The 12422-nt window shown below is 70.2% G+C and carries 7 protein-coding genes; 1 reads left to right on the top strand and 6 read right to left on the bottom strand.

The genetic code is table 11. The annotated features are described in order from the left end of the window. The first annotated feature begins 57 nt into the window (after positions 1 to 57). Positions 58 to 1998 (top strand): tetratricopeptide repeat protein, encoded by a 1941-nt coding sequence (locus CCN37_RS30610; RefSeq protein ID WP_086827513.1) that lies wholly within the window; start codon positions 58 to 60, stop codon positions 1996 to 1998. Here CCN37_RS30610 and CCN37_RS30615 read toward each other — a convergent pair. The 6 genes from CCN37_RS30615 to CCN37_RS30640 form a co-directional block, all read right to left on the bottom strand. Beyond that, positions 1967 to 3589 carry a hypothetical protein gene (locus CCN37_RS30615; RefSeq protein WP_143261875.1) on the bottom strand — a complete coding sequence of 541 codons (1623 nt, stop codon included), beginning with the start codon at positions 3587 to 3589 and terminating at the stop codon, positions 1967 to 1969. The genes CCN37_RS30610 and CCN37_RS30615 overlap by 32 nt on opposite strands. A 169-nt stretch (positions 3590 to 3758) precedes the next feature. Next, positions 3759 to 5621, bottom strand: a complete 1863-nt coding sequence (locus CCN37_RS41715; RefSeq protein WP_246843401.1) for a class I SAM-dependent methyltransferase — start codon at positions 5619 to 5621, stop codon at positions 3759 to 3761. Continuing rightward, positions 5618 to 6823, bottom strand: a complete 1206-nt coding sequence (locus CCN37_RS30625; protein ID WP_086827517.1) for a glycosyltransferase — start codon at positions 6821 to 6823, stop codon at positions 5618 to 5620. The genes CCN37_RS41715 and CCN37_RS30625 overlap by 4 nt, the downstream gene beginning before the upstream one ends. 42 nt (positions 6824 to 6865) lie before the next feature. Further along, on the bottom strand, positions 6866 to 7690 hold the full coding sequence (locus CCN37_RS30630) for an alpha/beta fold hydrolase (protein WP_246843402.1): 825 nt from the start codon (positions 7688 to 7690) through the stop codon (positions 6866 to 6868). Continuing rightward, the gene (locus CCN37_RS30635) at positions 7687 to 7941 is read right to left on the bottom strand and encodes an acyl carrier protein (RefSeq protein ID WP_086827554.1); all 255 of its coding nucleotides are present in this window, start codon (positions 7939 to 7941) and stop codon (positions 7687 to 7689) included. The genes CCN37_RS30630 and CCN37_RS30635 overlap by 4 nt, the downstream gene beginning before the upstream one ends. Before the next feature lie 53 nt (positions 7942 to 7994). Then, the gene (locus CCN37_RS30640; protein ID WP_086827519.1) at positions 7995 to 12413 is read right to left on the bottom strand and encodes a type I polyketide synthase; all 4419 of its coding nucleotides are present in this window, start codon (positions 12411 to 12413) and stop codon (positions 7995 to 7997) included. Positions 12414 to 12422 lie beyond the last annotated feature (9 nt).

Below are 12422 nucleotides of genomic sequence, written 5' to 3' on the forward strand. Positions count from 1 at the left end.
CCCGGGCGAGTACGCTTCGCCAGGTCGATCTTGTCGCGAACGGCCGGGGGAAAGCCAGTGAGCGAGAACCGCTTTGACGGCAGCGCGGAGAACGTGGTGCAGGCCGGGCAGATCCACGGCGGCGTCCACTTCCACTCGCACGGGCGGAAGACGGCCGAGCCGCACCAGCTGCCGCCCCGGCTGAAGAAGCTGGTCAACCAGCGCCGCGTGCTCGACCGGCTGGCCGGGGACGGTTCCCTCAAGGTCCTGCTCGGGATGCGCGGCAGCGGCAAGTCCTCGGTCGGCAACCACTTCCTGCACGGGCGCTCCTCCGACTACCCGGACGGCCAGCTCTACGCGAACCTAGGCGGCTGGACCGAGCGCCCCCGCTCCGCCAGCGACGTCCTCGGCGACTTCCTGGCGGCGCTCGGGGTGCCTCGTGCGGAGCAGCCGTCCGACCTGGAGACCCGCGCGGCGTTGTACCGCTCGTTGTGCTGGGACAAGGCGATCCAGGTGTTCCTCGACGACGCCGTGACGCCCGCGCAGGTCCGCGCGCTGTTGCCGGGCTCGGAGCGCGCGTTCGTCGTCGTCACCGGGCACGGGTCTTTCGGCAGCCTGAAGCGGGAGGGCGCCGACCTGATCGACGTCGCGCCGCTCGAGGACGAGATGGCACTCGTGCTGCTGAAGGAGTACGCGGGAGATCGCGTCCTTGCCGAGCCCGAGGCGGGTGAAGCGCTGCTGAAGCTCTGCGGTGGGCTCCCCATCGCGCTGTCCGTGGTCGGCGCTCTGCTCGCCGACCTGCCGCAGATGCGGATCAGCTCGCTGCTGCACGAGTTCGACCAGGACGTGAACGAGTCCGTCGCGGTGGTCTTCGACGCGGCCTATCGCAGGCTCAGTGCGGCGGGGCGGACGGTGTACGAGCTGATCGGCCTGCATCCTGGCGATGGGGATGTGTCCGTTGGTGCGCTCACCGCCGCCGTGAATCCGGACGTGGTGAGCGAAGGGCTCCGCGAGCTGCTGGTGCGGCGGGTCGTGGAGTCCGTCGAGCCGGAGCGACTCGTGGTGCACGGCCTGGTGAGGGCGCATGCTCGCGGGTTGGCGAAGGACTCCGGTGAGCGCGCTCGGATGCTTCGGTGGTTCGTCGCCGAGGCGGCCGCGGCGGACGCGTACGTGATGGCGAACCGGCCTTGGCGGGCGAAGTTCTTCCCGGATCTGGTCATCGGGGCGTCGCAGGAGGATTCGCGCGACTGGCTGGAGAAGGAGCGCGCCAACCTCACCGCCGCCGTGCGCGTCGCCGGTGACACGGGCGAGCTATTGGTGGCCGTGCAGCTCTGTCTGCTGTTGTGGTCGTTGCATGAGCCGGGCAAGTACGTCGATGATCTCCTTGCCACGCACGAGATCGGCATTCCGGCAGCTCGTTCACTCGGACTGTCCGAAGTGGAGAGTGTGCTGTTGACGCAGCGCGCCTTCGCTGAGCGCCACAGTGGACGGTTGGACTGCGCCGTGGACACGTTGCGCGAAGCGGCTTCCCTCGGGGCCGGTGATCGCGAGGTTGCCGCGACCGCGCTTGAGGCCCTGGGTCTGGTGCTGCTCGATCTTGAGCGCGCTGAGGAGGCGTTCGACGCGCTGTCCCGCAACCTCGCTCTCGCGTTGGAGATCGGCGACAAGCGACGGATCGCTTTGGCGCGCTTGCACTTCGGCAAGGTCGCTCCGTCCGCTGAGCTGTTCGACCTCGCCGCGCGGACCTTCCGCGAGCTGAACGAGCCGTACAACCTCGCGAAGGTGCTCACGTGGCGCGGCAAGACCCTGCATGACCGCGCCGCGCTGGACCAGGCGCTCGCGGTCATGCGTGAGCAGGATCGGCCGTTCGACGTCGCCCTCGCCCTTGAGGCTGTGGGAGACCTGTCGACCGGTGATGAGGCCCGTGCTTTCTACGCCGAGGCGCTGGAGCTGTTCGAGCGACTGTGGTTGAGCGGCCGCGCGGACGCTATCCGGGCTCAACTGTCCACAATGAACTGATCGGTCCGGTGTTGACGGTCAGCGGGCTGGGCAGATCCGACCACGGGCGCCCGGTCATCGTCCACGCGTAGAGCGCCGATGCGATCGCTCGACCGTCTTCGCCGACGCACCGTGCCCGGTTTCCGTCTCGGTCGCCGATGAGCCAGCCGCTGGTGGTGGGCATAGCGGCGATGAGGCAGCCCGGGAGCGCCTTGAGCGTGGTCTCGATCCAGCTCTCCGGTGCACCGACCTGTTCGTGCACAAGGACTTCGGCCAGTTCGAGCCAGTTGTGCTTCGACTCGTCGGTTCCGCTGAGCAGATGCGTGTCCGGCGGTGCCGCGTTGTCACGCAGGAGTTCCGCTGTCCACCGCGTGATGTCCACTGTGGAATCGGTGAGGGTCGCCCTGACGAGCTGCGCTTCCTTTCGGGTGGTCACGGTCGGGATGGGTACGGCTCGGTGCTCGGCGGGCGTGGCGGGTTCGCCGAGGTTCATGATGGCGTAGATGGCTGTGCGCAACAGCTTCGCGGAGTCGCCGGGGATTGAGGTGGTCAGGTCGGTGATCGTCCGGGGGATCGGTGCGACCTGCTCCAGCAGATCGCGGTCGAGGTCGAGCAGGGGGGCCGCCGCGTTGAGGAGCCCGACCGGTGACGCGGGATCGACCTGGTCGTGCTGCTTCGTGGCCAGCAGCAACGGGGTTCCCAGTGCGGCGGCGTAGAACGGGACCGATCCGTGGTCGCCGATGACGAGATCCGCTGCGATGGCGGCGGCCCGCCAGCCGTCCTCCGGCGGCACGAGCGCGACCCCGGAGCGCGCCAGCCACCGCTCGACCTGCCAGCTCTGATGGGCGGTCCAGACGTTGGGGTGCAACGCGATGACGAACTTGTACTCGTCCTGTGGGAGCCCGTGGGCGAGCAGGCGAGGCAGGTCGGGATTCTGGCCGTAAAGGGAATCCTTGCCCCACGTCGAGGAGATCAGCACCAGTCGTTGCCCCGGCGCGGCCCCGAACGCCGCGCGGTAGGTCTCACGCAGCGGCAGCCCGGCGAGCATCCGGTCGAAGCACGGATCTCCCGCTACTACAGCGATATCGGCTGCCGTGGGACTTGCCGCACGCAACCGGTCGAGCTGCTCGTGGTGCGAGAGGACGATGAGCGAGGGAATGAGCCTGCCCCAGCGGAACAGCCACCGCACCGACAAACCGAAAACCGATTTCCGATTTCCGATTTCCGATTTCCGATTTCCGGGCGAGTATTTATTGTACCCCATTCCGTGCGGGACGACGACGAGGGGTGCTTTGATGGCGTGCAGTTTTCCGCCGTAGCTCGCCGAGATCGCCGCGTCGAACCGGGTCCTGAGCGCTTGGCGCCACGGGATGACGTCCATCCCGTGCTCTCGCAACCACTCCTCGGTGCCCGGCGAGAAGGGTGAGGACCCCGTGCACGTCCAGACCACGCGCACCCGGTGGTCGTCAGCCACCAGCGGCAGCACGTCGAGCAGCCGCGTGGCAGCGGTGACGTTGTGCACCACCGCCAGTACCGTCTTCTCCGGCGCGACCGTCGTCCACTGTGGAGCGTGTCGCCCGACTACCGCTTTCCACCACAGCCTCTTGAGCACGACCGACCATCCTACCCACGCGTTCACTGCCCCGACTCGCACTCCGCCCCGCCCCGCGCGCACCCGTGGGCCACCCCCGCGAACGCCTCCTTTGGTGCGCTCAAGTACCTGAACGACCCGTTCAGTGCCTCCAACGCACTGAACGGGTCGTTCGGGGCTTCAACGCGGGTTAGGACTTGCGGGCGATGACGCGGTAGGCGTTGGTGAGGCCGAGGCGCGCGGCGAAGGGGCGGAGTGCTCCGTCGGCGAGGCTCGCGGCGAGCAGGACGGGGGTGCCGACGGCGAGGGTGGCGGCGCGGACGGCCTTGGCGGAGGGCTCGGGCTTGGTGGGGCGCCAGGGCAGGTCCTCACCGCCGGCCGCGAGGTTGCTGAGCCGCGTCCACGCCGCGGACAGCAGGTCGATGGGCTCGTGGGCCTCGGCGCGCTGTTCGAGGACGACGGTGAAGCCCATGGTCTCCAACTGCCGCCGGAGGTTGCCGATGGACACGAAGTTCAGGTGCTGCGGCTGGAGCCACGGCAGCCACCACTTGCCGAGCAGCTTGGCCCAGCGCGCCTCGGGGTCGGGGACCTCGATGACCAGGTGCCCGCCGGAGCGCAGCGCGGTGCGCGCGGCCTCCAGCTCCAGCTTGGGGTCGAGGCTGTGCTCCATGTAGTGGAACATGCTGACCACGTCGTAGTTCTCGGCCATGGACGGCGCGAGGTCCACGAAGCTGCCCCGGTAGCCGCGGTCGATCCAGCCGCGGTGCTCGGCGAGCTTGATGCCGTCGGTGATGTCGAGGCCGTCGAAGGTGGTCTGCGGCCACACCTCGCGCGCGGCGTTGCAGAAGTGGCCGTGGCCGGTGCCGACGTCGAGCCAGGACTCGGGCTGGGCGAAGCTCTTCATCGACTCCGCGCGCGGCCGGTACATCACACCGCGCGCCTTGAACAGCGAGTCGAGCTTCTTCTCGCCGAGGCCGTCGTAGAAGTCGCGGTAGTAGAAGTCCAGGCCCGCCGGGGTGAGCTGCGGGTTCTGGAAGATGTGCGCGCAGTCCTGGCACTGGTCGAGCACGAACGTGCCTGGCTTGCGCTGCAACAGGTCCCGCGTGCGCAGCCGGACCTCCAAGCGGGTCGAGGAGCACCACGGGCAGTCCTCGCGGCGCTCGCCGAAGAAGCGCTCGGTGCCCTTGGCCAGCTCGGCCTGGTAGGCGGGGCGGCGTTCCTGCACCGGGTCCACGTGCTCGACGGTGCGGGACTGCGCGGCGGCCAGCGCGGCGAGCAGGCGCTTGGGCTCCTTCACCGCGCGGGTGGCGCTGTAGGAGAGCAGGTCGGCGGGGCGCATGTTCTTGCTGCCGTAGAACACGATCAGCGGCTGAGCGGACCACGCGCCGATCGCGGCGAGCGCCCACGCGGGGTTCACCAGCGTGCTCGCGGCGAGCGTGGACAGCCACGCCAGCTGGGGCAGCAGGGCGCCCACGGTGTTCTCGCCGTGCATCGACGCGAGCACTTCGGCGTCCTTGGCGGCGACGTCGGGCGCGCTGGTCAGCCGGGGCGCGACGATGAGGTCGGTGCTGCCGGGCGCGTGCAGCTTCAGCTGGGCGATGGCCTCGGCCAGCTCCGGAGCGCTCGGGTGCCCGTTGTCGGTGGGAATCCCGGCCGCGCGCAGCACCCCGTCGTCGGCGAGCGTCGCGTGCAGCGCGCCGCGTCCCGGTGCCTGGCGGTCGGTGCGGTAGGTCGTCGGGTCCACCGCGCGCAACAGGTCCAGCGCCTGCGCCACCGGGAGGTCACGCGGCACGAGGTCCAAAGTGGACAGTCCTTCGGCCTGGGCGTGCGCGCGGGCGGCGGCCAGGGTCGCGCGGTCGACGCGGACGTCCTCGGCCTCCAGCACGCGGAAGCGGTCCTGGCCGGGCTCCGGCCGGTCGGGCAGCGTGCGCAGCCCGGCGAGCCTGCGGCGCAGCTGCGCGGTGTCCAGCACGAGCCCGGCGATGAGCCCGGCCTGGATGGTGCGCCGCACCCACTTCCCGGAACGGCGACGAGAAGACTTTCCTGCGGTCACGCTGTGGTCCCTCCTGTGCCCGCGAGTGCGGTGGCGGTGGCGTCGTGCGCCAGGAGCTCGAGGTGCTTCGCCGCGCCCGCCGCCCCACCGGCCGCACGGAAGGAGTCCCGCACCCGTTCTGCCGCGGCCCGGACGTCCCCATTGGAGAGCGCGGTGTCGACGGCCTTGCCGATCTGCTCGGCGGTGGCCCGGTTGAAGCGCACCCGGACTCCCGCTCCGCTGTCGACCACCTGCTGCGCGACGATCGGCTGGTCGTCGCGGATGGGCGCGACCACGAGCGGCAGCCCGTGCCAGAGCGTTTCGCACACGGTGTTGTGCCCGGCGTGGCAGATCACCGCGTCGAGTCGGTCCAGCAGTCGCAGCACGGGCACCCTGGGCGCGACGATCGCGCCGCCGCCGGGGTGCTCGGTCAGCACACCGGCCGGGTCGGCGATGATCGCCTGCACCCGGTCGGCACGGTCGATGAGCGCGGTGACGGCCTCGCGCAGGAAGCGCTCCCCGGCGTCGGCGTTCGCGGTGCCCAGGGTCAGCAACACCTTGGCGCGCGAGTCGTCCAGCTCGGAGTCGGGGAAGTCGTCGCCGTCCTGGCGCTCGGTGATGGACGGCCCGACGAAGCGCACGTTCTCGTGGGCGGTCTCACCGATCAGCGCGCGGGTGGTGAAGGCCAGAGTCAGGTGTGGGGAAAAACGGAGATCCACGTCGAGACGGGGGTCACCGAACTCGGTTTGCAGGCCCTGCAACAACTCCCGGAGCCACTCCTCGACCTTCGGCATGGTGGCCAACGGGTCGGTGAACTCCGCCGAGGTCGTCGCGGAGGTGGCCCAGGGCAGGCCGAGTGAGTTGGCCACGATCGCGCCCGCGATGGCCTGCTGGTCGACGACGAGGACGTCCGGGCGGAACTCGGCGCAGGCCGCGCGCACTCCGGGGACCATGCCCCTGGCCAGTGGCGCGAGGAAGTTCTCCCACAGGAACTTCAGCGCGGCGGGACCGCGCATCTCCGGCGGGCGCTTCGCCCCTTCGGGCCCGAGCACGGGGCCGTCGCAGTGCAGCACTGCGGCTCGCGGGCCGACCAGGTGGCGGAGGAACTCCTCGTGCCCCGCCCACGCCACCTCGTGGCCGCGTTCGACGAGCTGCGCGGCCACACCGATCGTGGGATTGGTGTGGCCGACCAGTGGCGGCACGACGAACAGGAAACGGCTCATCTCACAACACCTTCGAGGACGACGCTGTCCGGCACTGCGCTATCACGCGGGAGTGCCCTCCAGCACGCGAAGGCCCTCGTGCTCGGCGACCCACGGCAGCAGCAGGTCGCGCACGGTCTTGGGCGCCTCGACCAGGACGGAGTGCTCGTGCCCGCCGACGATCACCGAACGGCAGCGCTCCAGCCGGGTCTCCATCACCTGCGCCTGCACGGCGAGGTCGGACTCGCTGCCGAAGATCGCCAGGACCGGGCAGGTGACCGACTCGATCTCCTCGGCGGTGTGCACGTGGCTGGCCGGGATGTCGGTGGCCATGCTGGTGTTGCACAGCGCGTTGCTGGCCGCCTTCGCCAGCCGCGAGGTGTGCGCGCCCTGGTTCTCGGTGATCCAGGCGAAGGCCTCCTCGTAGCGCAGCTGCTCCGCCGCGCGGCCGAGCAGACCGCCGAGCTTGGCCGACCACGCCGGGGTGGCGGGCTCGGACTCGATCATCACGATGCTGGCCACGCGCTCCGGGTGCGCCACGGCGTAGCTGAAGGCCACCGTGCCGCCGAAGCTGTTGCCCACCAGGTGGACCGGGCCCTGGACGTCCATCTGCTCCAGCATCGCGTGCAGGTCGCCGACGAAGTCGCCGATCTGGTAGCCGCGCTCCGGGCGCCCGCTGCGGCCGTGTCCGCGCAGGTCGAAGGCCAGCACCTCCATGCCGGCGGCGGAAACCGGGGCGGCGAGGGTGAAGTAGAAGCTCGCCAGGCTGTCCGTGCCGAGCCCGTGGATGAACACCACGGTCGGGGTGCCGTCGGGGTGGACGTTCTTGGCGGCCATGCGCTGCACGTGCAGCCGGATGCCGTTCGCCTCGATCATCGCCACGGTCATTCCCCCTTGTCCGAGGCGAGGCAGGACACCACGAAGTCGACGAGCCGCCCGACGGTCAGCTCGATGATCTCGTCCAGCTCCAGGTCCGCGATGAACTCCGCGAAGTTGACCCGGCCGTCGTAGTGCTGCTCCAGCTGACCGGACAGCGCGACGAGGTCGATGCTCTCCAGCTCAAGGTCCTGGTGGAACTTGGTGTCCATCTCGATCACCGCGTCGTCGAGGCCGTACTCGCCGAGCACCTCGCGGACCATCTCGCTGATGTCCGCGAGCACCACCTCGGGTGCCGACAGATCAGGGGTCGTCGTCACAGGGTTTCCTCCTCGTGCGCGGGGCCCGTCGTCCAGGCCACCACGTAATGCCGTGCCGGTAGTCCTTCGGCGTTGCCCGCCTCGGTGCTGTGCACCAGGTAGCGCCGTTCTCCGACGCTGACGACGAGCTGGACGCCTGTGGCCTGCTCGACGACGAAGTTCTTCGGTGCTCCTTGCAATCCGGTTCCCTCGGCCTTGGAGACGGCCTCCTTGGCAGTGAAGAACCGGGTGAACCACAGCGCCCTGGACTCGCCCGTGCTCGCGACGAGCGCGTCGAGCGTCTCCAGTTCCACTGTGGACAGTGCGAACTCGACGGTGGTGTCGTCGCGCTCGACGACCTCCTCCACGTCGATGCCGATCCCCGGGATGCCGGGGACCTCCCGCTCCGAGACCGGGCGGGTGATCGCGACCCCGACTTCGCGGCAGTGCGCGATCGAGACGTCGGTGTCGGTGAACTCGGTGCCGTGCCTGCCGGTCACGACCGGCCTGCCGGTGGGCTCGTTGGCCACGCGGACCTCGCCGGGGAACAGCGGGGGACCGGCCGCGGCCCACAGTGCTTGGCGCACAGCGTCCTTGGCGACGATCCGGCCGAGCAGCCACTGCCGCCGCGTCCTCGGCGAGCGCTTCTCGTAGTCCTCGCGCTCCACGGCGGAGAGGTGGTTGCGCATGATCAGGTCGCGGGAGGCGAGGTCCGGCCACAGCTCGTGCAGCAGGAACCAGCCGCCGTCCTGGCGCGCGGAGATCGTGTTGCGCTCCGGGAAGCGCTCGACGGGCTCGGTCTTGGGGTTGCTGTCGAAGCGCCGGTCCACCCAGCTGTCGATGTGCGCCCACAGAGTGCCGTCGGGCAGCAGCAGCTGCATGTCCGCTTCCAGCAACGTGTCGGTGACCCCGCGCAGCGCGATCACGCACTCCAGCGGGACCCCGGCGGCCGGGTGCGGGCCGAAGAACTGGATGGAGCGCATGCCGACCGGGAAGACGACCTTCTTGTCGGTGAAGCGCGACATGATCCAGTAGCCGAGGATCTGGCCGACGTTGTCCAGCAGCGCGCCCGGAGCGGCGGGCGTGGTGATGGTGCCGCGCACGTGGTTCTCGCTGACCCCGGACAGCGCGGTCACGCCCTGGAACTGCGGGCCGTGGAACATCCAGCGCTGGGTGTAGAGCCCCTCGCCGGGCAGTTCTGGAGTCTGCTCGCCCGCGAACGGCGGCCACAGCGCGGGCGCCTTGGCCGGGTAGCCCGGGGCCAGTTCGACCGTCGCCTGGCAGTAGCCCGTGATGGACACCTCGACCCGGTGCGGCGCAACAGGAACAACGTTGACGTCGACCTCGATGCCGGGGGCGGAGACCATCCAGCGGTTGAACTTGACGTCGTGCAGCGTGACCGCGCGCTGGCCGGGAGCGCTGCGCTCGGCCGCGTCCATCATGTGCTGCACCAACGTGGTCGCGGGCACGATCGGCCAGCGGTCGGTCTCGTCCGGCCAGTCCGCGCGCTGGCGGAAGAAGCAGTGGTCCAACAGGTACGGCATCGCCGTGGTGTTGACCGCCATCTTCTCGTGCAGTTCCCGAGGCGCCGCAACGGTTCTGACCGGAGCCGGAGCAGGTGCGCTTCCGGCGGCGCCGATCACGGCGGCGGCGGTGTCAGCGGTCTCGCGCAGCAGGTCTTCGAGCTGCGCGGCGAGCGGGAACTGGTTGCCCAGTTTGCCCAGCGCGCCAGCGTCGGCGGCGACCGGCCTGCTCACGCTCAGCGGCGGAACGGAACCGTTGAGGGACACCAGAGCGCCGTTGAGGTCCAGGCGCATCGGCGGCCGGTTGGCCTTCTTCACGGGCGCGGGCGCCGGAGCGGGCTCCCCGAAGAGGTCCTGTGACGGCGTGCCGCCCTCCACCCACAGCGCGGTGGCGACGCGGCGCAGCTGCTCCATGCCGGAGCGGTTGCCCGCGTTGCCCACCACGGCGAGGTGTTCCTGGCCGCGCAGCGTGTCGCTGATCAGCGAGGCGAGCTGGCCGGTGCCGGTCTGCACGAAGACGCGGTAGCCGTCGGCGTACATCGCCTCGATCAGCTGGCGGAACCTGACCGGCTCCAGCAGGTGTCGGACGAACAGCTCGCGGACACCGGACTCCGTTGTGGGGTAAGGAGAAGCCGTGGTGGCCGACCAGATCGGCAGCGTGGCCGGGTGGATCGTCAGCTCGTTCACGGCGGTGTGGATCGGCTCCATGAACGGCTCCAGCATCGGCGTGTGGAAGCCGGACTGGAACGGCAGGAGCTGGCCGAGCACGTTCTTCCCGCGCATCTCGCGGACCAGGTCCTCGACCACCTCGACCGGGCCGCACACCATGCACTGGTTGGGCGCGTTGTCGTGGGAGAGCACGAGTTCCGGGCGCGCGAGCAGCGCTTCGGCGATCCGGTCGACACCGCAGCCCAACGCGGCGAAGGCCACGCCGGGCACCTTCAGCGCGTCAGGGTCGTAGTTCTGCAGGAAGCCGTCGATCTCGGAGTCGGAGTAGATCCCGGCGGCCACCATCGCGGTCCACTCGCCGACGCTGTGCCCGGCGAAGCCGTTCGGCGTGATCCCGCTGCGCCGCAACACGGTGTCGAGCATGCGGCCCATGCTGAAAACCGCTTCTCCGTGCGCGCCAACGGTGTCACCGGACAGCTCGCGCTTCGGCAGACCGAAGTGCGCCGCCACGTCGTCCATCTTCGGCTCGAAGTCGGCTTCCAGACCCGGGAAGACGAAGGCGATCTTCGCGTTCGGCGCGCCCAGCAGCGGCGAGGGGCTGAACCAGACGTCGTTGCGGCCGCGCCAGGACACCGCCTTCGCTGCGACCTTGCGGGCCAGGGTGAGCTTGCGCGCGGTCGGCCCGACGATGCCCAGCCTGGTGTCCAAAGCGGACCCATCGGAGATGGACATCGCGCGCAGTTCGGCGTCGTCGGCTTCGAGCAGCTTCGCCATCTCGGCGGGCGAGGAAGCGCTGAGCCGCAGCACCAGCTCGGGCTCGGAGACCGAGACAGGAGTGTCCACAGTGGACGCCTGCTCGATGACCACGTGAGCGTTGATCCCGCCGAAACCGAAGGCGTTGACGGCGGCGCGGCGCGGAGTGCCCTCAGCGGTCTCCCACGGGCGTGCGGTGGAGATCGGCCGGAACCGGGTCTCGGCGAGCGCGGGGTGCGGCTCCTCGCAGTGCAGCGTCGGCAGCAGCACCCCCCGGTGCACCGCGAGCGCGGCCTTGACCAGCCCGGCGATCCCGGCGGCGGGCATGGTGTGCCCAATCATCGACTTGACCGAGCCGATCACCGGGAAGTCCTCGGAATCCCCAGCGGCGCCGAAGATCCGGCGAAGAGTGTCGAGTTCGGCGGCGTCACCGGCGGGGGTCGCGGTGCCGTGCGCCTCCAACAGGCCGATGGCGTCCGGCGCGGTCGGGTCGAGCCCGGCGGCGCCCCACGCCCGCTGGAGCGCGAGCACCTGGCCGTCCGGCTCCGGGTTGAACAGGCTGGCCGCCTTGCCGTCGCTGGCGACCCCCGTCCCGCGAATGACCGCGTACACCCGGTCGCCGTCGCGCTGGGCGTCCTCAAGGCGCTTGAGCACCACGACGCCGGTGCCCTCGCCGATCAGGATGCCGTCGGCGTCCTTGCTGAACGGGCGGATGCTCTGGTTGGCCGACAGCGCGCGCAGCTGCGAGAAAACGCTCCAGAACGTGACGTCGTGGCAGTGGTGCACACCGCCCGCCAGCATCACGTCGCAGCGCCCGGCGGCCAGCTCGTTGACGGCCTGGTCCACCGCGATCAGTGAGGAGGCGCAAGCAGCGTCCACCGTGTAGGCCGGGCCGCGCAGGTCGAGCCGGTTGGCGATCCGCGAAGCGGCGAGGTTGGGCACCAGGCCGATCGCGGACTCCGGCTGGTGCGGGCCGAGCTGCTCGGTGAACGCCGCACGCACCGACTCCAGCTTCTCGGCGGGAAGATCCGGCATCAGCTCGGCCAGCGTGCGCACGAGCTGGTGCGCCGTCCGCACCCGCTGCTCCAGCCGCACCAGGCCGGGCGTGAGGTAGCCGCCCCGGCCGAGCACGACGCCGATCCGGTCCCTGGCGGGCAGTTTCGCGTCACCACCGGCGTCGGCGATGGCGGCGGCCGCCACGCGCAGCGCGATCAGCTGGTCCGGCTCGGTGCCCGCCACGGAGTTGGGCATGATGCCGAACCGCGTCGGGTCCACCTCGGCGTAGGCGTCGACGAAACCACCGCGACGGCAGTAGATCTCATCCGCCTCGGCCTTCCCGGTCGCCGAGGACGGCTTGTAGAACTCCGCGTCCCAACGCCCTTCGGGCACCTCGGTGATCGCGTCAACCCCGTCGACGAGGTTGCGCCAATAGCTCTCCAGGTCAGGAGCGCCCGGGAGAAGCACGGACATTCCTGTGATCGCGATCTGCATGCTTTTAGC

This window comes from Allokutzneria sp. NRRL B-24872 (assembly GCF_002155965.1).
Lineage (GTDB): Bacteria > Actinomycetota > Actinomycetes > Mycobacteriales > Pseudonocardiaceae > Allokutzneria.